The sequence below is a fragment of the Microbacterium telephonicum genome (assembly GCF_003651225.1).
In the GTDB taxonomy this organism is placed as follows: Bacteria; Actinomycetota; Actinomycetes; order Actinomycetales; family Microbacteriaceae; genus Microbacterium; species Microbacterium telephonicum.
Map to the genome: position 1 here is coordinate 540,939 of NZ_RCDB01000001.1, position 20,353 is coordinate 561,291.

General features: G+C 72.5%; 20 protein-coding genes. 10 read left to right on the forward strand and 10 right to left on the reverse strand.

Features of this window, described 5'->3' with window-relative positions; translation table 11 throughout:
• Positions 1–19 precede the first annotated feature (19 nt).
• From C7474_RS02660 to C7474_RS02695, 8 genes are all read left to right on the forward strand, one after another.
• Positions 20–604, forward strand: a complete 585-nt coding sequence (locus C7474_RS02660; protein WP_121057397.1) for a TetR/AcrR family transcriptional regulator — start codon at positions 20–22, stop codon at positions 602–604.
• Positions 597–1,610 carry an NADPH:quinone oxidoreductase family protein gene (locus tag C7474_RS02665; RefSeq protein WP_241965068.1) on the forward strand — a complete coding sequence of 338 codons (1,014 nt, stop codon included), beginning with the start codon at positions 597–599 and terminating at the stop codon, positions 1,608–1,610. The genes C7474_RS02660 and C7474_RS02665 overlap by 8 nt, the downstream gene beginning before the upstream one ends.
• Positions 1,607–2,350, forward strand: coding sequence for an SDR family NAD(P)-dependent oxidoreductase (locus C7474_RS02670; RefSeq protein ID WP_121057399.1), 744 nt, complete (start codon positions 1,607–1,609; stop codon positions 2,348–2,350). Before C7474_RS02665 ends, C7474_RS02670 begins: the two co-directional genes overlap by 4 nt.
• Positions 2,351–2,450: 100 nt before the next feature.
• Complete coding sequence (locus C7474_RS02675) at positions 2,451–3,179, forward strand: ABC transporter ATP-binding protein (RefSeq protein WP_121057400.1); 729 nt, start codon at positions 2,451–2,453, stop codon at positions 3,177–3,179.
• On the forward strand, positions 3,176–3,907 hold the full coding sequence (locus C7474_RS02680; RefSeq protein ID WP_121057401.1) for an ABC transporter ATP-binding protein: 732 nt from the start codon (positions 3,176–3,178) through the stop codon (positions 3,905–3,907). Before C7474_RS02675 ends, C7474_RS02680 begins: the two co-directional genes overlap by 4 nt.
• A 26-nt stretch (positions 3,908–3,933) precedes the next feature.
• Entirely contained in the window at positions 3,934–4,812 is an 879-nt protein-coding gene (locus tag C7474_RS02685) for a branched-chain amino acid ABC transporter permease (protein WP_121057402.1), read from the forward strand.
• Positions 4,809–6,014 (forward strand): branched-chain amino acid ABC transporter permease, encoded by a 1,206-nt coding sequence (locus tag C7474_RS02690; RefSeq protein WP_121057403.1) that lies wholly within the window; start codon positions 4,809–4,811, stop codon positions 6,012–6,014. Before C7474_RS02685 ends, C7474_RS02690 begins: the two co-directional genes overlap by 4 nt.
• Positions 6,015–6,016: 2 nt before the next feature.
• Entirely contained in the window at positions 6,017–7,300 is a 1,284-nt protein-coding gene (locus tag C7474_RS02695; RefSeq protein ID WP_121057404.1) for an ABC transporter substrate-binding protein, read from the forward strand.
• A gap of 73 nt (positions 7,301–7,373) precedes the next feature.
• Here C7474_RS02695 and C7474_RS02700 read toward each other — a convergent pair whose 3' ends face one another.
• The 5 genes from C7474_RS02700 to C7474_RS02720 all read right to left on the reverse strand — a co-directional run bounded on the left by C7474_RS02700 (position 7,374) and on the right by C7474_RS02720 (position 12,501).
• Positions 7,374–8,972, reverse strand: a complete 1,599-nt coding sequence (locus tag C7474_RS02700; protein ID WP_121057405.1) for an AMP-binding protein — start codon at positions 8,970–8,972, stop codon at positions 7,374–7,376.
• Positions 8,973–9,005: 33 nt separating this feature from the next.
• Positions 9,006–10,220 (reverse strand): acyl-CoA dehydrogenase family protein, encoded by a 1,215-nt coding sequence (locus tag C7474_RS02705; RefSeq protein ID WP_121057406.1) that lies wholly within the window; start codon positions 10,218–10,220, stop codon positions 9,006–9,008.
• Entirely contained in the window at positions 10,220–11,254 is a 1,035-nt protein-coding gene (locus C7474_RS02710; protein ID WP_121057407.1) for a phosphotransferase family protein, read from the reverse strand. The genes C7474_RS02705 and C7474_RS02710 overlap by 1 nt, the downstream gene beginning before the upstream one ends.
• Before the next feature lie 107 nt (positions 11,255–11,361).
• Entirely contained in the window at positions 11,362–11,790 is a 429-nt protein-coding gene (locus C7474_RS02715; protein ID WP_121057408.1) for an acyl-CoA thioesterase, read from the reverse strand.
• 45 nt (positions 11,791–11,835) lie between these two features.
• The gene (locus tag C7474_RS02720) at positions 11,836–12,501 is read right to left on the reverse strand and encodes a QsdR family transcriptional regulator (RefSeq protein WP_121057409.1); all 666 of its coding nucleotides are present in this window, start codon (positions 12,499–12,501) and stop codon (positions 11,836–11,838) included.
• A 135-nt stretch (positions 12,502–12,636) separates the two neighbouring features.
• Here C7474_RS02720 and C7474_RS02725 point away from each other — a divergent pair, with 135 nt between their 5' ends.
• Complete coding sequence (locus C7474_RS02725) at positions 12,637–13,899, forward strand: acyl-CoA dehydrogenase family protein (RefSeq protein ID WP_199692348.1); 1,263 nt, start codon at positions 12,637–12,639, stop codon at positions 13,897–13,899.
• 8 nt (positions 13,900–13,907) lie between these two features.
• On the forward strand, positions 13,908–15,122 hold the full coding sequence (locus tag C7474_RS02730) for an acetyl-CoA C-acetyltransferase (protein ID WP_121057410.1): 1,215 nt from the start codon (positions 13,908–13,910) through the stop codon (positions 15,120–15,122).
• Positions 15,123–15,198: 76 nt separating this feature from the next.
• Here C7474_RS02730 and C7474_RS02735 read toward each other — a convergent pair whose 3' ends face one another.
• From C7474_RS02735 to C7474_RS02755, 5 genes are all read right to left on the reverse strand, one after another.
• Positions 15,199–15,654 carry a MaoC family dehydratase gene (locus tag C7474_RS02735; protein ID WP_121057411.1) on the reverse strand — a complete coding sequence of 152 codons (456 nt, stop codon included), beginning with the start codon at positions 15,652–15,654 and terminating at the stop codon, positions 15,199–15,201.
• Positions 15,651–16,400, reverse strand: a complete 750-nt coding sequence (fabG, locus tag C7474_RS02740) for a 3-oxoacyl-ACP reductase FabG (RefSeq protein ID WP_121057412.1) — start codon at positions 16,398–16,400, stop codon at positions 15,651–15,653. The genes C7474_RS02735 and fabG overlap by 4 nt, the downstream gene beginning before the upstream one ends.
• Before the next feature lie 39 nt (positions 16,401–16,439).
• The gene (locus C7474_RS02745; RefSeq protein ID WP_121057413.1) at positions 16,440–17,522 is read right to left on the reverse strand and encodes an alcohol dehydrogenase catalytic domain-containing protein; all 1,083 of its coding nucleotides are present in this window, start codon (positions 17,520–17,522) and stop codon (positions 16,440–16,442) included.
• A gap of 376 nt (positions 17,523–17,898) precedes the next feature.
• Positions 17,899–19,464 (reverse strand): molybdopterin-dependent oxidoreductase, encoded by a 1,566-nt coding sequence (locus tag C7474_RS02750; RefSeq protein ID WP_121057414.1) that lies wholly within the window; start codon positions 19,462–19,464, stop codon positions 17,899–17,901.
• 38 nt (positions 19,465–19,502) lie between these two features.
• Entirely contained in the window at positions 19,503–20,174 is a 672-nt protein-coding gene (locus C7474_RS02755) for a fasciclin domain-containing protein (RefSeq protein ID WP_121057415.1), read from the reverse strand.
• Positions 20,175–20,353 lie beyond the last annotated feature (179 nt).

Here is a 20,353-nt window from a genome sequence, read left to right on the forward strand (position 1 = left end):
ACCGGGGGAAGATGAGGGCATGAAGGATTCCCACGTCGCCGACGACGTCATGAGCGCTGCCGTCGAGCTGTTCGCCACCCAGGGCTACGCCAACACGAGCGTCCAGCAGATCGTCGCCGCCGCGGGGGTGACCAAGGGTGCGATGTACCACTACTTCGAGTCGAAAGACGACCTGCTGTTCGGCGTCTACGACTCCCTGCTCACCCTGCAGAAGGCCCGTCTCGACGACATCATCGCGCGAGGCGGCGACGTCGACGACGTGCTGCGGGCGGTCTGCGTCGACGTGCTCGAGACCTCAATCGACTACATCAGGGAAGGCGCCGTGTTCTTCCGGTCGATGCACATGCTCACCGAGCCGCGCCGCCAGGAGGTCATCCGCCGCCGCCGCGCCTACCACGACGAGTTCGCCGCGCTCATCGCACGCGGACAGCGCGACGGCATCTACCGCGACGACATCCCGCAGGCCATGCTCGTCGCGCACTTCTTCAGCGACGTGCACTACCTGTCGCACTGGTACTCGGCCGACGGGCCCGAGAGCAAGACCCTGGTCGCGTCGCAGCTGACCGACCTGTTCCTGACGAGTTTGAGGAGACCGGATGCCTGACGACGGCGACATCGCACCCGACACCATGCGCGCCTGGCGCGTGACCCGCCTCGGCGAGCCGGCCGACGTGCTCTCGCTCGACGAGGTGCCGGTGCCAGCGCCGGCCGCCGGAGAGGTGCAGGTGCGGGTGCGCGCCGTCGCGGCGAACTTCCCCGACGTCCTGCTGTGCCGCGGCGAGTACCAGGTGAAGCCCGAGCTTCCGTTCGTCCCCGGCATCGAACTCGTCGGAGATGTGACCGCCGTCGGCGCCGGCGTCTCCGGGTTCGCGCCCGGCGACCGGGTGCTGGGGTCGAAGATCGGGGTGCTCTCGGAGTACGCGGTGCTCCCGGCATCCGACGTCTGGCTCGCCCCCGCGTCGCTCGACGACGTGTCCGCCGCCGGCCTGACCGTCGCCTACCAGACCGCCTGGTTCGCCCTGCACCGCCGCGCAGCGCTGCAGCCGGGGGAGTGGGTGCTCGTCCACGCCGCGGCCGGCGGCGTGGGCCTGGCCGCGGTGCAGCTCGCCGTCGCCGCCGGCGCCCAGGTGATCGGCGTCGTCGGCTCCGAGGTCAAAGCCGAGACGGCGCGCGCCGCCGGCGCCGAGGTCGTGCTCGTGCGTGGCGTCGACGACATCGCCGCGGGCGTGAAAGCCGCCACCGCGGGCCACGGCGCCGACGTCGTGGTCGACCCGGTCGGCGGCGACGCCTTCGTCGCCTCGACGAAGTGCATCGCGTTCGAGGGGCGCCTGGTCGTCATCGGGTTCGCCGGCGGCACCATCCCGACCGTGCCCGCCGGCCACGTCCTCGTGAAGAACTACACGGTGCTCGGCCTGCACTGGGGCATGTATCCCGGCATCCGCCCCGACCTCGTCGACGATGCGCGACGCGAACTCACCCGACTCGCGGATGCCGGTCGCATCGTCCCCGTCGTCGACCATGCCGTGGCGTTCGAGAGTGCGCCCGACGCGCTCACCGCGCTCGCCTGCGGCGACACGGTGGGACGGGTCGTCATCCGGATCGCACCGTGACCGATCTCGCCGGACGTGTGTGCCTCGTCACGGGAGGCGCCCGCGGCATCGGTGCCGCCTACGTGAGCGCGCTGCACGCCGCCGGTGCCCGCGTGGTCGTCGCCGACCTGCTCGACGCCGAGGGGTCGGCCCTCGCGCGCACGCTCGACCCGACCGGCGCCACGGCGCACGCGACGGTGCTCGACGTCACCGACGAGCACCGCTGGGCGGACGTCGTCGCCGAGACCCTCCACCGATTCGGGACGCTCGACGTGCTCGTCAACAACGCCGGCATCGCGAACGCGGCGCCCATCGAGCACCTCACCACCGAGAAGTGGAACGCCGCGATCGCCGTCAACCTCACCGGCGTGTTCTTCGGATGCCGGGCCGTCGTCCCGGCGATGAAGGCGCAGGGCCGCGGCTCGATCATCAACATCTCCTCGGTCGAGGGGATGCGCGGCAGCCGCGGCGTGCACGCCTACACGGCGGCGAAGTTCGGCGTCCGCGGTCTCTCGCAGTCGCTCGCCGTCGAGCTCGGCCCAGCCGGCATCCGCGTGAATTCGGTGCACCCCGGTTTCATCCGCACGCAGATGACCTCCCGCATCGACCCCGCGCACCTCGACATCCCACTGGGGCGACCCGGCGAGCCCGAAGACCTCGCGGGGACGATCGTGTTCCTCGCCTCCGATGCCTCCGCCTTCACGAGCGGCGCGGAGTTCGTCGTCGACGGCGGCATGATCGCCGGCATCCCGCACCGCTGACCCCCGCCGTGCGAGACCGGGCGGAGATCGGTGCAACGAGAACATACCGCCCGGTCGGTTTCTTTGTTATCCTGACGACAACCGACACGAAGAGGTGCCGATGTCCCCGCTCTCCACCACCGTCACGCCACGGCTCGACGTGCGCGACCTGCGCGTCGCTTTCGGCGGTCTCGTCGCCGTCGGCGGCGTGTCGTTCCACGTCGACCCGGGCGAGATCGTCGCGCTCATCGGGCCGAACGGCGCCGGCAAGACGACGGTCTTCAACGCGATCTGCGCCCTCGTGCGCCGGCAGGGCGATGTCCGCATCGACGGCGCTCCCGCTCCGCGTCACTCGTGGGATCTGACCGGGCGTGGTGTGGCGCGCACGCTGCAGGGGCTGGGACTGTTCGACGGCCTCACGGTGCGCGAGAACGTGGCGGCCCCCGTCGCCGGCCGGACGGATGCCGAGATCCGCGTCCTCGACGCCCTCGAGCGCCTGCGCCTCGGCGACCTGGCCGGCACGCCGGTCGCGGCCCTGTCCTACCCCGACCGCAAACGGGTCGCCCTCGCCCGCGCGCTCGTCACCGAGCCCGCGCTGCTGCTGCTCGACGAGCCGGCCGGCGGACTCGGCGCCGACGACATCGGCGAGCTGGGTGATGCCGTCCGCGCCGTCGCCGCCGCGGGGTGCGCCGTGCTGCTGGTCGAACACCACGTCGACTTCGTCATGGCGCTCGCCGACCGCATCGTCGTGCTCGACTTCGGCGAGGTCATCGCGACCGGCCACCCCGACGAGATCCGGGCGGATTCGCGCGTGGAAGAGGCCTACCTCGGACGGCGGGTCGAGGCATGACCGTCGCGACGGGCACCGGGGCGAGCCTCGAGATCACCGGCCTCACCGTCGGCTACGGCGGCGCGCCCGTGCTGGACGGACTCGATCTGCGCCTGGACGCCGGCGAGGTGGTGGCACTGCTCGGCGCCAACGGTGCCGGGAAGACGACCCTCCTGCGCGCGCTCGTCGGCCTCGTGCCCGCGGCCGGGTCGGTGCGCCTCGACGGCCACGAGCTCGCGGGCCTGCGCACCGAGCAGCGCGCCCGCCGTGCGCTCGCGCTCGTCCCCGACGGGCAGAGCGTCGTCGCCGAACTCACCGTCGACGAGAACCTGCGACTCGGCGCCCTGTGGCGCCACCGCGGCGCGGCACGGGAGGCCGCCGTTGCCGAGGTCTACGACCTGTTCGAGCCGCTCGCCCGCCGGCGCGTCAGCGCGGGCCATCAGCTCTCCGGCGGCGAACGCCAGATGCTCGCCCTCGGCCGCGCGCTCGTGGCCGAGCCCGCTCTGCTGGCGCTCGACGAGCCGTCGCTCGGGCTGGCACCCCTCGTGGTCGCCCACCTGATGGAGGTGCTCCGCGACGCCGCGCGGCAGCGCGGGATGACGGTGCTGCTCGCCGAGCAGAACGTGACGGGGGCGCTGTCTGTCGCAGGACGCGGCGTCGTGCTCGATCTCGGCCGGATCGTGGCGGACGCTCCCGCCGCCACCCTCGCCGCTGACAGCGCCCTGCGCCGCGCCTACCTGGGCTTCTGAGCTCCGCATCCGACACGAAAGCTCTCATGGACCGACTCCTCTTCCTCTTCGCGACCGGCCTCGCCCGTGGCGCCGTGTTCGCCCTGTTCGCCCTGTCGCTCGTGCTCATCTGGCGCGCCGCGCGCATCGTCAACTTCGCGCAGGGAGCGATGGCCCTCGTCGCGTCGTACATCGCCTTCGCCGCGACGGCCCTCAGCGGCTCGTACTGGGCCGGGCTCGCCTGCGGGATCGTCGCCGGCGCCGCCATCGGCTTCGTCGTCGAGCGCGGTGTGATGCGCTTCGCTCCGGCAGGTCGCCCCCTCACGGGCGTCATCGCCGCGATCGGGCTCGTGATGGTGCTGCAGTCGGCGCTCGGCATCGCGTTCGGTCCGCAGTACCGCCCCGTGCGCGCGCCGATCGACGACAGCCCGATCCTCGTCGGCGGCGTCCCGCTGCTCTCGCCCTACGACCTGTTCGTGCTGGTCGTCGCGCTCGGGGTCATGGCCGTGCTCGCCGTCCTGTTCGCGCGGACCACCCTCGGGCTGCAGATGCGGGCCTCCGCGTTCGCGCCCGAGGTCTCGCGCGTGCTGGGCGTGCGGGTAGGACGCATGGTCACGATGGGGTGGATGCTGTCGGCCGCCGTCGCCTCGCTGGCCGCGATGCTGCTGATGCCCACCGAACTGGGACTCAACCCGCATGCCACCGACGTGCTGTTCGTGTACGCATTCACGGTGGCGGTCGTGGGCGGTCTCGACTCGCCCGCCGGCGCGCTGTTCGGTGGCCTCGTCGTCGGCGTCGCGATGACCCTCGTCACGGGCTACCTCGGCGCGAGCGTCGCCCCGATCGGAGTGCTCGCGCTGCTGGTCGCGGTGCTGCTGGTCAGGCCCGCCGGGGTCTTCTCGCTGCGGGAGGCGAGGAGCGCATGAACGGCATCCGCACCGCCCTCATCCGCAACACCGCCGCACGCCGCGTCGGAATCCGCGGAGTTCTCGTTCGCGGCGCTGTGCTCACGGCGCTCGCCCTCGCGGCGACGTTCGCGCTCGATCCCTACCGCAACTTCCAGCTCGCGACCATCGCGGCGACCTTCTGCGCGACGGCCGGCCTCACCGTGCTCGTCGGCTGGACCGGACAACTGTCGCTCGGCCACGCCGCGCTCATGGCGGCCGGCGGCTACGGCTACGCCCTGACCGCGCGCGCGCTCACCGAGGTCGGTGTCGGCGGGGCGCCGCGCTTCCTCCTCTCCCTCCTCGCCGCGGTCCTGCTCGCCGCAGCCGTCGGCTGGCTGCTCGGACTCGCGGCGGCCCGCCTGCGCGGACCGTACCTCGCCGGGGTCACCCTCGCCGTCGTCATCGCGCTGCCCGCCGTCGCGACGGTGTTCTCGCCGGTGCTGCGCGGCGATCAGGGTCTGCAGATCCGCCCCGATCCGGTGCCGAGCGCACTGGCGTCGATCATGGTGCTCGAGCAGTGGCAGGCGTGGGTGGCGATCCTCGTGACCGGGATCGTCGTCACGTCGCTCGTGGCGGTGTGCCGCGGACGCTGGGGACTGTGGATGCGGGCCGTGCGCGACGACGAGACCGCCGCACGCATCAGCGGCATCCGCAGCGGTCGCGTCAAAGTCGGCGCCTTCGCGCTCAGCGCGGTGACAGCGGGCGTCGGCGGAGCGCTGCTGTGCTTCGTGACGCAGTCGGTCAGCCCCGGTGCCTATACGCTCGCGTTCTCGCTGCTGCTCGTCGTCGCGGTGGTCGTCGGCGGCCTCGGCAGCGTCGGCGGCGCCGCGATCGGCGCCGCCCTCATCGTGCTCGTGCCGTGGGTGCTCGGCACGCTCACCGCGTCCCTCCCCGCGGAGGCCGCGCAGCGCCTCAGCGGCAATCTGCCGGTGCTCGTCTTCGGCGCCCTGCTGACGGTGATGATCCTCGTGCGCCCCGGCGGTCTCGCGAGTCTGCGCCCCCGGCGTCGCCGTGCCCCCGGCTCCGCCGCTCCCGCGTCCGACATCCCCGCCGCCACCGTCGCCGAGCGCTCCGCCTCGGCATCCGTCGCTCCGGCACCGGCCGCGTCCGCCCACCGCGCCGCCGACGAGGCCGCCGTCCCCGCATCCCTTCCCACCCGCACACCAGACAGAAAGAGGTGACCATGTCACAGCACCACACCATCCGTGCCGCGGCGATCGCCGGCGTCTTCGCCGTCGTCGCCCTGGCCGGATGCAGCTCGCCCGCCGCCGTGTCGTCCGCCGAATCGGAGGACGTGCCCGGTGTCACCGACGACACCGTCACGATCGGCACGCACACGCCGCTCACGGGACCGGCCGCGGCCGGATACTCGTCGATCTCGGCCGCCGCGTCGGCCTACTTCGCCTACCTCAACGCCCACGGCGGCGTGCACGGGCGCACGATCGACTACATCGTCAAGGACGACGGCTACAACCCCGCCAACACCCAGACGGTGGTGCGCGAACTCGTGCAGCAGGACGAGATCTTCGCCCTCGTGAACGGACTGGGCACCCCGACGCACACCGCCGTGCTCGACTACCTCAACCAGAACTCGGTGCCGGACCTGTTCGTCGCCTCCGGTTCCACGACCTGGAACGACCCGGAGACCTACCCGTATACCTTCGGGTTCAACGCCGACTACGTCGTCGAGGGGGCGGCCCTCGCCTCGTACGCCGCCGACGAGTTCGCCGGTCAGAAGGTGTGTCTGCTGGGGCAGGACGACGACTTCGGCGACGAGATGCTCGAGGGTGCCGAGCTCGCCCTCGGCGAGGGCGGGCTCGCGCACGTCGAGCGCTACGCCGTCTCGAATCAGGACGTCACGGCGCAGATCGGCGCCCTCAAAGCGGCCGGCTGCGAGATCAACATCCTCGGGACGATCAACGGGTTCACGGCGCTCGCGGTCGGCACCGCTGCGCACCTCGGCTGGTTCCCGAAGTGGTTCTCGTCGTCGTCGGGTGCCGACTACCCGACCCTCGTCGGCTACCTCGGCGAGGACCTCGGGCCGAAGCTGCTGCAGGGACTCACCGGCACCAACTATCTGCCCGCCGCGGGCGGCGACTCGGAGTGGGTCGCGCTGTTCCGCCAGATCAACGACGAGTACAACGGCGGTGCCGCGTTCGACGGCAACACCGTCTACGGCATGAGCGTCGCCTACCTGTTCGCCGAGGCGCTCGCCGCCGCCGGCGAGAACCCCACGCGCGCGTCGCTGATCGAGGCGATCGAGTCGGGCGGGCTCGCCGGCGACGGGATGCTGCCGCTCGCCTTCTCGGCAGACGACCATGCCGCCTACCGTGGTGTCGGCATCACCGTGGTCGACCAGGGCGTGCAGGACTACGTCGGCGCGAGCTACGAGGTCGACGGCGACGAGGTGCGCACCGCGGAGACGGCCCCGGTCGCCTTCGTGACCGACGGCATCCCCGGCGACTGACGCCGCATCACGAAGGCCCGGCACCCTCACGGTGCCGGGCCTTCGTCGTGGGCGTGCGGTCGTGGCGCCTCGGTCAGTCGGCCGCGGCCGGCTGCGGGGCGAGGGTGCGGACGAGCTCCCGCTTGAGCACCTTGCCGCTCCCACCGAGGGGGAGCGCGTCGACGATGTGGACGACGCGGGGGTACTTGTAGGCGGCGAGCCGGTCCCGCACGAATGCCACGACCTCGTCGGCGTCGAGGTCGTGGCCCTCCAGTGCCACGACGGCCGCGTGCACCTCCTGGCCGCGCACGTCGTCGGGCACGCCGAAAACCGCCGCGAGACCGATGCCGGGATGGCGCGCGAGCACCGCCTCGACCTCGCTCGGGTACACGTTGTAGCCGGAGCGCACGATCATGTCCTTCTTGCGATCGACGATCGTCAGCACGCCGTCGACGTAGGTGCCGAGGTCGCCGGTGCGGAACCACCCGTCTACGACGGCCTCGGCGGTGGCTTCGGGCCGTCCGAGGTAGCCCTTGAAGAGGTTGTGGCCGCGCACGACGATCTCGCCGAGCTCGCCCGCCCCGTCGAGCAGCACGACGCGGTCGTCGATCCCGGAGTCGGCGACCGCGACGTCGACTCCCCACAGGGCGCGCCCGACCGTGCCGGGCCGGATCGGCTCGGTCAGCGCATTGGTCGAGACGATCGGGGCGGTCTCGGTCAGGCCGTACCCCTCGTGGACGTCGGCCCCGAACTCGGCGCGGAATGCCTCGAGCACGGCGACCGGCAATGCGGCGCCGCCCGAGACGGCGTACCGCAGCGGGGGACGGACGGCGGTGCGCCGCCCACTCTCGATGAGGCCGACGTACATCGTGGGGACAGCCGTGAACACCGTCGCGTCGTGCGCGATCATGAGGGCGAGCGCCTCGTCGGCGTCGAAGCGCGGCAGCAGGATGATCGAGGCGCCGGCGCGGAAGGCGATGTTCATGACCGCCGTCTGACCGAACGTGTGGAACAGCGGCAGCCCGCCGAAGACGACGTCGTCCGCGTTCAGGTCGAACGAGTCGATGAGTGTGCAGTGCACCTGCTCGACGATCGACAGGTGCGAGCCGACCGCGCCCTTCGGGATGCCGGTCGTGCCGCTCGTGTAGAGGATCGTCGCGGGGTCGCTCGGCGACGTGGCCGCATGCCGCACGAGCGGCGCCGCGGCCGCCGCCTCGGTCTCCAGCCGCGGCAGGTCGCGCACCGGATCGGGCGCATCGGCGGGCAGCAGCACCGTCACGACCGGCGTCGAGGTCGCCGCCGCGGCCGGCAGCGCCTCGCCCAGCAGGGGCGCCGCGACGACGAGCAGGTCGGCGTCGGCGTCGCGCAGCACGTGCGCGATCTCCTCCGTCTTGAAGAGCAGGTGCACCGGCACGACCACCGCGCCGAGGGCGAGGACCGCGTAGTAGACGCGCGGAAAGTCGGGGACGTTCGGGATCTGCATCGCGACGCGGCTGCCGGGGCCGATGCCCCGCGCCCGCAGCGCCCCGGCGTAGGCGCGCGTCTGCGCCCACAGGCCGGCGTATGTGATCGTGGTGCCCGCGAAATGCAGGGCGGGGCGGTCGCCGTGGCGGCGCGCCGATTCGGCCAGGATGCCGGCGACCGAGAGGGTCGCGTGGCCGGGGCCGTCGATGGCGGGGTCGGACAGGTGCACGGGTGGGGTCCTTTCGTCGTTGAGAGGGGAGCGTCAGGGGGTCGCGCCCGCGCGCAGCTGGCTGCGACCGAGGCTCGACAGATGCACTTCGTCGGGGCCGTCCGCGATGCGCAGGGAGCGCACACCGGCATAGAGTTCGGCCAGCGGGGTGTCGCCCGACACTCCCGCGCCGCCATGGAGCTGGATGGCGCGGTCGACGATCTGCAGGACGGCGCGAGGGACGGCGACCTTGATCGCCTGGATCTCGGTCATCGCGCGACGGTTGCCGACGGTGTCCATGAGCCAGGCCGTCTTCAGCACGAGCAGCCGCAGCGCCTCCAGCTGCACCCGCGCCTCGGCGGCCCATTCGCGCACGACGCCCTGGTCGGCGAGCGGCCCGCCGAAGGCGGTGCGGGTGCGGGCCCGCTCGGTCATGAGCGCAAGGGCGCGCTCGCCGGTGCCGAGCGCGCGCATGCAGTGGTGGATGCGGCCCGGGCCCAGGCGCGCCTGCGCGATCGCGAAGCCGTCGCCTTCGCCGGCGATGAGGTTCGCGGCCGGGACCCGCACATCGTCGAAGGCGATCTCGGCGTGCCCGCCGTGGTCGCGATCGTCGTATCCGAAGACCGTGAGCGGGCGCACGACCCGCACTCCCGGGGTGTCGCGCGGCACGAGGATCATCGACTGCCGGCGGTGCCTCGCGGCGTCGGGATCGGTCTTGCCCATGACGATGAAGATCGCCGCATCCGGGTTCATCGCGCCCGTCGACCACCACTTGCGACCGGTGATCACGTAGTGGTCGCCATCGCGGCGGATGCGGGTGCCGATGTTGGTGGCGTCGGAGGAGGCGACGTCGGGCTCGGTCATGCAGAACGCGGAGCGGATGTCGGCGCGCAGCAGGGGCGCGAGCCACCGCTCCTGCTGGGCGGGAGTGCCGAACTCGGCGAGCACCTCCATGTTGCCGGTGTCGGGGGCGGCGCAGTTGAAGGCCGCCGGGGCCAGCCGCGGACTCCAGCCGGTCGCCTCGGCGATCGGAGCGTACGACACGTTCGAGAGTCCCGCGCCCGCCTCTCCCGGCAGGAACAGGTTCCACAGTCCTTCGGCGCGGGCCTGATGCTGCAGGCGACGCACGACGGGCCGCACGTCCCACCGGTCCGGCGTCGCCGCCAGCTCGGCGTCGAGCTGCGGTTCAGCCGGCAGTACCCGGTCGTCGACGAAGGCCCGGGCCTGGGCGAGCAGCTCCTGCGTGGCGGGGTCGAATGAGAAATCCATCAGCGCACCTCCTGTCCGCGGCGGGCGAGGGGTTCGACGAGGGCGCCCATCCGGTCGAAGCCCGCGCCGACGGTCTCGCCGGCGCGGAAGCGGTAATGGATGCCCTCGAGGATCACCGCGAGCTTGTACGCCGCGAAGGCGCGGTACCAGCGCAGGTCGGGCACGCGGATGCCGGCGTGCGCGGCGTACGCGTCGACGACTCCGGTGAAGTCGGGGTAGCCCGCGGCGACGTCGACCGCGCTCGGCACGGCGCCGCCGAAGCCGTCGAGGTCGGCGATCGTCCAGTACAGGCCGAGCATCCCGAGGTCGACGAGCGGATCGCCGAGTGTCGCCATCTCCCAGTCGAGGATCGCGGAGATGCGCGGGTCGTCGCCCGAGCCAACAACGAGCGCGTTGTCGAGCCGGTAGTCGCCGTGGACGATGCCGGTGCGCGCGGATGCCGGAAGGTCGGCGGCGAGGCTCTCCTGCAGGGCGTCGAGGGCGGGTGTCTCGCGGGAGCGCGACGCGTCGAGCTGGCGGCGCCACGTCGACAGCTGTCGACGCAGGTAGCCGTCGGGCCGGCCGAAGTCGCCGAGGCCCACGGCCTCCGGGTCGACCGCGTGCAGGTCGGCGAGGTGCTGCGCGAGGCGGATGCCGAGCCTGCCGAGCCCGGACGCGGTGTACGCGGCGTTCTGCGCGCGCGAGGCGAGCACGATGCCGGGGGCCCGCTCCATGACGAAGAACACCGTCGCGGTCACCTCTCCCGCTGCGGTGTCGTCGACGACCTCCACGACGCGGGGGACGGGCACGCGGGTCGTCGACAGTGCGGAGATCACGCGGTGCTCCCGGCGCATGTCGTGGGCGCTGGAGAGCACGTGACCGAGCGGGGGGCGCCGCACGATGAGCGGTCGCCGGGCTCCGATCACGGCGTAGGTCAGGTTGCTGCGTCCGCCGGGGATCACCTCGGCGGTCAGCGCGCCGTCGGCGAGGTCGGGGTGGCACCGCGCGAGCCAGGCTTCGAGGCCTCGCACGTCGAGTCCGGGAGTGTCGGTCATCGTCGCGCCTTTCCGCCACCGTCGCTGGTGTGCGTCGCCAGCATACCGGATGGTCGGTATGTGTGCGATCGGCGGCGAATCAACGCGGGACACTTCGCCGTTCCTGGTCAGCGGGCCGCGGCGGCGACGGCCAGATCGCGCGCCACCGCCGTCCGCAGTGACGCCGGGAGGGGCGTCGGGCGCCGGGTGCCGGCATCAACGAAGACGTGCGTGAAGCGGCCGGTCGCGATCGGCCCTTCGTCGCCGGCGACCAGGATGCCGAGGTCCCACGTGATGCTCGTCGTCCCGAGCCGCTCCACGGCGATCCCGACCTCGAGCGCCGCGGGGAAACCCGTCGAGGCGTGGAACTCGCAGGCCGAAGCGGCGCACAGGCCGATCGGGCCGCCGCCGTGCGGGTCGAGACCGCCCGCCCGGATCATCCAGGCGTTCACCGCGGTGTCCATCGCCTCGTAGTAGACGGTGTTGTTGAGATGGCCGTACTGGTCGTTGTCGTTCCAGCGGGTGCCGAACGGCACGCGCACGCGGTAGTCGGTCATGGACTCCTCCTCGAGTCGGGCCGGACGCGCCGGCGGGCGGCGGGGTCAGTCGGCGTGCAGCAGCAACCGGAACGCCTGGTGGGCGCGCTGCGCGCTGGGCTGGTCTCCCGAGATGAGGTCGGCGTACGTGAACGTCTCCGACACCCGCACGAGCAGATAGGCGAGGGAGCGCGCGTCGATCGCCCCGCCGAGCACCGCGTCGCGGTCGCCGCCGGCCAGGTCGCGCGCCAGCAGCCACTCGACACTTGCGACGTAGCGCCGCTGGATCGGGCTCTCCTTCGTCGTGAGCAGGCGCAGTGCGCGCGCCGGCTCGCGGCGGAGGAAGTCGCGGAAGTAGTCGGCGGTGTTGAGGTCGTCGACGAACCGGGTGAGCAGGTCGGCGATGCGTCCGGCGCCGGCGGGCCGGTCGGCGGTGGCCGCATCGGCGTGCACGAGCGTCGGCACGGCGAGCGACCACAGCACTTCGCTCAGCAGGGCGTCGCGGTTGCCGACCCAGCGGAACAGCGAGGTCCGGTCGACGCCGAGTCCCGCGGCGAGGGTGCCCATGTCGATACGCCGACCCGAGATGAACACGTCGCGCGCGCCCTCGAACGCGCGGACGGCGTCGGGATGCTCGCCACCGCGCAGGCGTGAGGACAGCCAGGAGGGAGCGGCGTCGAGCCCGATCCGGCCGATCTCGTCGGTGGGAGCGGCGGTCTGCGCGGTGGTCACGCTCGCACTCTACTCTCGACGCCGCCCAGCGGTGCAACGTTTTCGGATTCGTTGTGCAACATTCTCCAAGATGATGCATACTCGGGTCAGGCGCACCCGCGCCGCAACACGATCGACGACGACGTGGAGGACACGATGACGTTCACCCTGGAGGGCATGCACGCCGAGACGGCCGCATCCGACGCCCTCGCGCCCGTGCTGGAGGCGGACTTCTACCGCTTCCAGCAGACCCTCACCGATACCGAGCAGCGCGCGCTCGGTCGCATCCGCGCATTCCTCGATGCCGAGGTGCGCCCCTTCGCCGACGACCACTGGGAGCAGGCGCGCAGCCCCCGGCATCTCGTCCCGCGCATCGCCGAACTGGGGCTGTACGCGAACGCGTTCGAACGCACCCGCCACTTCGACAACAGCGCGCTGTTCCGCGGCTGGGTGGCGATGGAGATCTCGCGCGCCGATCCGTCGACCGCGACCTTCATCGGTGTGCACTCCGGACTCGCGATGACGGCGATAGCCGTCGGCGGCTCGGAGGAGCAGCGGGCCGAGTGGATGCCGAAGCTCGCCGCGGGCGAGCTGATCGCGGCGTTCGGGCTCACCGAACCCGGGCACGGGTCGGACACCGCGAAAGGGCTCGAGACGACCGCCGAGCGCCGCGGTGACCACTGGGTGCTCAACGGCGCCAAGCGGTGGATCGGCAACGGCGCCTTCGCCGACCTCGTCGTGATCTGGGCGCGCGATGTCGCCGACGACCAGGTGAAGGGTTTCCTCGTGCGCACTCCGACGCCCGGGTTCTCGGCGACGACCATCGCGCGCAAGCAGTCGCTGCGCGCCGTCGAGAACGCCGACATCCTGCTCGAGGACGTCATCGTCGCCGAGAACGACCGGCTGCAGCGCATCGGCGGGTTCCGAGACGTCGCCGTGGTGCTGCGACTCACCCGCGCCGACGTCGCCTGGCAGGCGCTGGGGGTTGCCGTCGGCGCCTACGAGTGCGCCGTCGCGTACGCGGCGCACCGCGTGCAGTTCGGCAAGCCGATCGCGTCCTACCAGCTCGTGCAGCAGAAGCTCGCCGACGCCCTCGCGGCGATCACCGCATCCACGGCCCTGTGCGTGCGTGTGTCCCAGCTGCAGGACGAGGGGGAGCAGACCGACCAGCAGGCGGCGATGGCGAAGGCGTTCGTCACGGCGCGGATGCGGGAGGTCGTCGCCCTCGCGCGCGAGATCTGCGGCGGCAACGGCATCCAGCTCGGCGGGCACGAGCAGCTCGGCGCCGACATCCCGCCCGGCTACAGCGTGGCCCGCTACTTCGCCGACGCGGAGGCCGTGTACACGTTCGAGGGCACGTACGACATGAACTCCCTCATCGTGGGGCGCGCGATCACCGGCATCGCGGCGTTCGTGTGAGGCCCGCGATGACCGAGGCCTACATCGCCGCCGTCGCCCGCTCGCCGATCGGCCGCGCCCGCAAGGGCTCCCTGGTGGGGATGCGTCCCGACGACCTCGCCGCACAGATGGTCGCGGCCGCCCTGACGCAGCTGCCGGGTCTGGACCCCGACCGCATCGACGATCTGCTGCTCGGCACCGGCCAGCCCGCCGGCGAGCAGGGGTTCAATCTGGCGCGCATCGTCGCGGTGCTGCTCGGCTGGGACACGGTGCCTGGCACGACGGTCAACCGCTACTGCTCGTCGTCGCTGCAGACCACCCGGATGGCGTTCCACGCCATCCGGGCCGGGGAGGGCGACGTGTTCGTCTCCGCCGGCGTCGAATCGGTCTCCCGTTACGCAGCCGGCGCATCCGACCTGCCCACGGCCGTCAACCCGCGCTTCGCATCGGCGCTGGCCGCCTCCGCGGAGCGCGCCGCGGCCGGGACGCCGGTGTGGCGCGATCCCCGCGACACGGGGCTCCTCCCCGACCCCTACATCGCGATGGGGCAGACCGCCGAGAACGTGGCGCAGCTGCGCGGCGTCACCCGCGACGACCAGGACGCGTTCGCCGCCCGCTCGCAGCAGCGCGCCGAAGCGGCGATCGCGTCGGGGTTCTGGGCGCGGGAGATCACGCCGGTGACGCTCCCCGACGGCACGATCGTCTCCGCCGACGACGGGCCCCGGCCCGGCGTGACCGTCGAGGCGCTCGCCGCCCTCGAACCCGTCTTCCGCCCCGACGGCACCGTGACGGCGGGCAACTGCTGCCCGCTCAACGACGGCGCCGCCGCGCTCGTGGTCGTCTCGGAGCGCATCGTGGACGAGCTCGGCATCCGCCCGCTCGCCCGCATCGTGGCGACCGGGGTGTCGGGCCTCTCACCCGAGATCATGGGCCTCGGTCCCGTCGCGGCCTCGCGTCGCGCCCTCGATCGCGCCGGACTGACGATCGACGACATGGACCTCGTCGAGATCAACGAGGCCTTCGCCGCGCAGGTGCTGCCGTCGGCGCGCGAGCTGGGCGTCGATCCCCAGCGGCTGAACGTGCACGGCGGCGCCATCGCGGTCGGGCACCCGTTCGGAATGACGGGCGCCCGCATCACCGCGACACTCCTCAACGGACTCGACGCCGTCGGCGGCCGCTACGGCCTCGAGACGATGTGCGTCGGCGGCGGTCAGGGCATGGCGATGGTGATCGAGCGGGTCTGACCCCGGCAGCGAGGGCACCGGAGGAGGGGCGGATGCCGTGTCGTGAGGCGCGGCATCCGCCCCTCGTCCGCGCCGCTCAGGCGGGTACGAGCAGGGCGATGGTCTCGGCGACGAGGGCCGGCTTGTCGGTCCCCTCGATTTCCACCGTCGTGCGGGCGCTCACCCGGAACCCCTGCGGGGCGGGCGCGACGGCGACGATCTCGGTGCGGGCGCGCACGCGCGCACCGGCGCGCACCGGCTGCAGGAACCGCACGGTGTCAAGCCCGTAGTTCACCGCCATCGCGAGGCCGGCGACGTCGAGCAGACCCGCCGTCAGATGCGGCAGCAGCGACAGGGTGAGATACCCGTGCGCGATCGTTTCGCCGAACGGCCCGGATGCGGCGCGGTCCGCGTCGAGGTGGATCCACTGCCGGTCCTCGGTCGCCTCGGCGAAGGCGGCGATGCGCTCCTGGTCGATGCGGTACCAGTCGCCGACCGCGGTGCGGCCGACCGCGGCGGGCAGCTCCGACGGGTGCGGCACGTGGATGCTCATGCGCGCGGCCCGCCCGCGACGTACAGCACCTGGCCCGACACGAACCCGGCCTCCTCACGGCAGAAGAACGAGGCGGCCGCGGCGATGTCATCGGGGGTGCCGGCCCGTCCCACCGGGATCTCGCGCGTGGCCGCTGCGACGAAGTCGTCGAAGGGCACGCCGATCCGCTCCGCTGTCGCGCGCGTCATGTCGGTCTGGATGAAGCCCGGCGCGATCGCGTTGGCCGTGACGCCGTACCGGCCGAGTTCGAGCGCGAGGGTCTTCGTGAACCCCTGCATCCCCGCCTTGGCCGCCGCGTAGTTGGCCTGGCCGCGGTTGCCGAGGGCCGACGTCGACGACAGGGTGACGATGCGGCCCCAGCCGGCATCCACCATGTGCGCCTGCACCGCCCGGGTGACCAGGAACGCCCCGCGCAGATGCACCGACAGCACGGCATCCCAATCCTCGACGCTCATCTTGAACAGCAGGTTGTCGCGGATGATCCCGGCGTTGTTGACGAGCACGGTCGGCGCACCGAGCTCGGCCACGACCTGTGCCACGGCGCGGTCGACGGCGTCGGCATCGGCGACGTCGGCACCGACCGCGATCGCCCGCCCGCCGGCGTCCGTGATCTGCGCGACGGTGTCGGCGCAGGAGCCGGCATCGAGGTCGAGCACGGCGACGGCGTGACCGTCGGAGGCGAGGCGGCGGGCGATGGCGGCGCCGATGCCGCGGGCGGCGCCGGTCACCAGGGCGGTGCGGGTCATGAGGGTTCCTCTCGGGAGCGGGGCGGTGGGAAGGAGGGATCAGAAGACGACGAGCTGGCGCAGCGTCGTGCCGGCCGCGAGCCGCGCGAACGCGTCGGGGAGGTCGGCGAGGGCGATGCGGTCGGAGATGAGGCTCTCCAGCGGCAGCAGTCCGTCGCGCCACAGCTGCACGTACCGCGGGATGTCGCGCGCCGGCACCGCCGAGCCGAGGTAGCTGCCGACGACGGTGCGCGCCTCGGCGGTGAGCGTGAGCGGCGACACCTGGGCGAGGGCGTCGAGGGCCGGCAGTCCGACCGTGACGGTCGTGCCGCCCGGAGCAGTCAGGACGAAGGCCGTCTCGAACGCGCGGGCCGATCCCGCCGCCTCGACGACGACGGGGGCGCGGACGCCGCGCTCCACCGCGGCCTGCGGCTCCCACGCGTCGGCGGCGCCGAGCGCGCGGGCTTGCTCGAGCTTGGCGGGCACGGCGTCGACGCCGACGACGTCGTGGCCGAGGGCGCGCGCGACGAGCAGCGCCGCCATCCCGACCCCGCCGAGGCCGACGACGATGACCGGTTCGCCGGAGGCGGGTCGGCCCGCGTTGAGCACGGCGCCGCCGCCGGTGAGCACCGCGCATCCCAGCAGCGCCGCGACCTCGGCGGGCACGTCGGCGTCGACGGGCACGACGGAGGTGCGATCGACGACCGCGTGCGTGGCGAACGCGCTGACACCGAGGTGGTGGTGCACCGGTTCACCCGTCGCGCGGCGCAGGCGACGGCCGCCGCCCACGAGCTCGCCCGCGGCGTTGGCGGCGCTGCCGGCGATGCAGGGCAGGCGTCCCTCGGTGTGGCAGCCGGCGCAGCGGCCGCATCGCGGCAGGAACGTCATGACGACCCGGTTGCCGACGGCGACGTCGGCGACGTCGGGCCCGGTCGCTTCGACGATGCCGGCGGCCTCGTGTCCCAGCAGCATGGGCAGCGGCCGCGGGCGTGTGCCGTCGACCACGCTGAGGTCGGAGTGGCAGACCCCCGCGGCCTCGATGCGCACGAGCAGCTCGCCCGGCCCGGGTCCGTCCAGTTCGACCGCCTCGAGGGCGAGCATCCGCCCGTCGGTCTCGTCGAGCACCGCACCGGTGATCCACATCGCAACCTCCTCGTCGCCAGCCAGCATACCGACCAGGCGGTATGTTTGCGACCGTGCCGCACCCTCCGGTGGTTGAGTAGCGCGCGCAGCGCGCGTATCGAAACCCGCGCACCCTCCATCACTGCCGGGTTCGGGGCGTTTCGACTCGTCGCTGTGCTCCTCGCTCAACGACCGGGCGGGGCCGCACCCTCCGGTGGTTGAGTAGCGCGCGCAGCGCGCGTATCGAAACCCGTGCACCCATCAATGACGCCGGGTTCGGGGCGTTTCGACTCGTCGCTGCGCTCCTCGCTCAACGACCGGGAAGTCGACGCCGACGGCCACCGCGTTTCGACTCGTCGCTGTGCTCCTCGCTCAACGACCGGGTGGGGCGCGAGGGTCAGGTGACGGAGACGAGGGTGCGCTGCCAGCCGCTGGAGCCGTTCGGGGCGATCGGCGCGGCCTCCTCGATCTGCAGGTTCCCGGCCTTGTCGACGGCGCGCACCGTCAGATAGTGGGTGCCGGGCTCGGCGTCCCACGGCAGCATCCACTGCACCCACGTGTCGGCGTTGATCGGCGACGAGAGCGTCGCCTGCTGCCAGTCGCCGTCGTCGATGCGTACCTCGACGCGCTCGATGCCGACGGTCTGCGCCCACGCGACGCCCGCGATCGGGATGCGCCCGGCCGACACCGGCTTGCCGATCTTCGGGGTGTCGACCCGTGAGGAGAATTTGATGGGCGCCTCGGCACTGTACCCGCGCGGCGTCCAGTACGCCTCGTCGGCCTCGAACGTCGTGACCGTCAGCCGGGTGAGCCACTTGGTGGCCGAGACGTACCCGTAGAGCCCGGGAACGACCATCCGCACCGGGAATCCGTGCTCGAGCGGCAGCGGCTCACCGTTCATCGCGACGGCGAGGATCGCGTCGATCCCGTCGTCGTTGACCGAGGCGAGGGGCGTGCTGGCGGTGAACCCGTCGATGCTGCGCGAGAGCACCATGTCGGCATCCGCCGCGGGCCGCGCCTCGCGCAGCAGATCGCGCACCGGCACCCCCAGCCAGCGGGCGTTGCCGACGAGCCCGCCGCCCACCTCGTTCGACACGCACGTCAGGGTGATCGCGTACTCGTCGAGGCCGCGGGCGAGCAGATCGTCGAAGGTCAGCTCCATCGGCTGCTCGACCATCCCGTCGATCACCAGCCGCCACTCGGCGGGGTCGATCTCGGGCACGGTGAGCGCGGTGTCGACGCGGTAGAAGTCGTCGTTCGGGGTGAACAGCGGAGTGATGCCGGGCACGTCGAGCTCGGCGCCCGCGGGGATCTCGACCGTGCTGCGCGGCGCGGGCAGACGCAGCGCGTCGCGCACGGCGCGCACCGACGTCGTCACCCCGGCCACGACCCGCGATCCGACCCCCACGATCACCGCGGCGGATGCCGCCACGGCGGCGATGAGGAAGAACCCGCGCCGATCGACGCCCGACGGGGTCGTGTGGGATGCGGCGGGCCGCGCACGAGTCGAACCGGACGCGCGCGGACGCAGGCGCCGCACGAGCAGCAGCAGGACGACGATGCCCGCCGCGGTCCCGACGACCGGCGGGATCGCGTCGAGCGCTCCGGCGCCGGCGCGGGTGACGACCATCGCCGTCGCGACGCCACCGGCCAGTCCCAGGGCCACCGCCCCCGCGATCGGTCGTGCCAGAGCCAACAGCCCGATCAGCGCCGCGCCGATGAGCACGGCGACGGCGAGCGAGGCCAGCAGCACGATCTTGTCGGCCGAGCCGAACGTCGAGACCGCGAACTCCTTGACCGGCTGCGGCACGATGTCGACGACGAAGGACCCCGCCGCCAGCAGCGGACTCGCCGCACGGCCCAGGAGCAGTGCGGCGAGTTCGCTGGCCGCGAGCAGCACGCCCGCGGCGATCACCCCGGCGGAGGCGGCCAGCATCCGATCGATGCCTCGTCCCGTGCTCATGTCGCCTCCGCGCTGGGGTTGATCGGTGTCCGGTCGGATCACATCGGGGGCATCAGGACCGTGTCGATGAGGTAGACCGTCGCGTTGGCCGTCTTCACGCCACCGCAGATGACGGTCGACTCGCCGTTGACCATGATCGAGTCGCCCGAGCCGGTGACCTCGAGGTCGGCGCCGTTGAGCGTCGTGTGCGTGCCGTCGATCTCCTCCGGCGCGACCTGGCCGTCGACCACGTGGTAGGTCAGGATCGACGTCAGCGTCGTGGCGTCGGTCTTCAGACCCTCGATCGTGGCCGGGTCGATTTTCGCGAACGCGTCGTCGACCGGAGCGAACACGGTGTACTCACCGCTGTTGAGGGTGTCGACGAGGTCGACGTCGGGGTTGAGCTGACCGCTCACCGCGGCGACCAGGGTCTTCAGCAGCGGGTTGTTGGAGGCGGCGGTGGCCACGGGGTCCATCGCCATGCCCTCGACCGATCCGGCGCCGTCGGGCACCGCCTCGGCGTATGCGGCGCAGCCGGCGCCGACGAGGTCCGCACCCGGGTCCATCGTGTCCGCCTCCATCGACGCCGACGACTCCGGCGCGGGTGCCGGGGACTCGGTCATCGCGTCGGACGATCCCGACGTGCCCGACGAACAGCCCGCGAGGGCGAACGCGGCGGAGAGGGTGAGCGCGGCGAGGGCCGTGACCTTCGACTTCTTCGTGACGAGCATGGTGTTCCTCCGTTCTCGGGAGCTGTGTGCTCCGCAGGACGTCTCCGGTGCCGGGGACGACACGACCGCCGGTGCGGGGTGCACCAGGGGTTCGGTGCGGGGTGGGAATCGGATTGGATGCGGGTTCGGCGCGCCGCGGGAGGCGGGGTATTTTTGTACGCGGTCCGCAGACGGCCTGC

Excerpts from the sequence above, each read along its gene's own strand:
- fabG (WP_121057412.1), bottom strand. The coding sequence starts at position 16,400 with ATGACCCGCACCGCCCTGGTGACCGGCGCCGCCCGCGGCATCGGCGCC.
- C7474_RS02695 (WP_121057404.1), top strand. The coding sequence starts at position 6,017 with ATGTCACAGCACCACACCATCCGTGCCGCGGCGATCGCCGGCGTCTTC.
- C7474_RS02690 (WP_121057403.1), top strand. The coding sequence starts at position 4,809 with ATGAACGGCATCCGCACCGCCCTCATCCGCAACACCGCCGCACGCCGC.
- C7474_RS02755 (WP_121057415.1), bottom strand. The coding sequence starts at position 20,174 with ATGCTCGTCACGAAGAAGTCGAAGGTCACGGCCCTCGCCGCGCTCACC.
- C7474_RS02750 (WP_121057414.1), bottom strand. The coding sequence starts at position 19,464 with ATGAGCACGGGACGAGGCATCGATCGGATGCTGGCCGCCTCCGCCGGG.
- C7474_RS02725 (WP_199692348.1), top strand. The coding sequence starts at position 12,637 with ATGACGTTCACCCTGGAGGGCATGCACGCCGAGACGGCCGCATCCGAC.
- C7474_RS02730 (WP_121057410.1), top strand. The coding sequence starts at position 13,908 with ATGACCGAGGCCTACATCGCCGCCGTCGCCCGCTCGCCGATCGGCCGC.
- C7474_RS02675 (WP_121057400.1), top strand. The coding sequence starts at position 2,451 with ATGTCCCCGCTCTCCACCACCGTCACGCCACGGCTCGACGTGCGCGAC.
- C7474_RS02660 (WP_121057397.1), top strand. The coding sequence starts at position 20 with ATGAAGGATTCCCACGTCGCCGACGACGTCATGAGCGCTGCCGTCGAG.
- C7474_RS02685 (WP_121057402.1), top strand. The coding sequence starts at position 3,934 with ATGGACCGACTCCTCTTCCTCTTCGCGACCGGCCTCGCCCGTGGCGCC.
- C7474_RS02680 (WP_121057401.1), top strand. The coding sequence starts at position 3,176 with ATGACCGTCGCGACGGGCACCGGGGCGAGCCTCGAGATCACCGGCCTC.
- C7474_RS02705 (WP_121057406.1), bottom strand. The coding sequence starts at position 10,220 with ATGGATTTCTCATTCGACCCCGCCACGCAGGAGCTGCTCGCCCAGGCC.
- C7474_RS02735 (WP_121057411.1), bottom strand. The coding sequence starts at position 15,654 with ATGAGCATCCACGTGCCGCACCCGTCGGAGCTGCCCGCCGCGGTCGGC.
- C7474_RS02665 (WP_241965068.1), top strand. The coding sequence starts at position 597 with ATGCCTGACGACGGCGACATCGCACCCGACACCATGCGCGCCTGGCGC.
- C7474_RS02745 (WP_121057413.1), bottom strand. The coding sequence starts at position 17,522 with ATGTGGATCACCGGTGCGGTGCTCGACGAGACCGACGGGCGGATGCTC.
- C7474_RS02710 (WP_121057407.1), bottom strand. The coding sequence starts at position 11,254 with ATGACCGACACTCCCGGACTCGACGTGCGAGGCCTCGAAGCCTGGCTC.
- C7474_RS02715 (WP_121057408.1), bottom strand. The coding sequence starts at position 11,790 with ATGACCGACTACCGCGTGCGCGTGCCGTTCGGCACCCGCTGGAACGAC.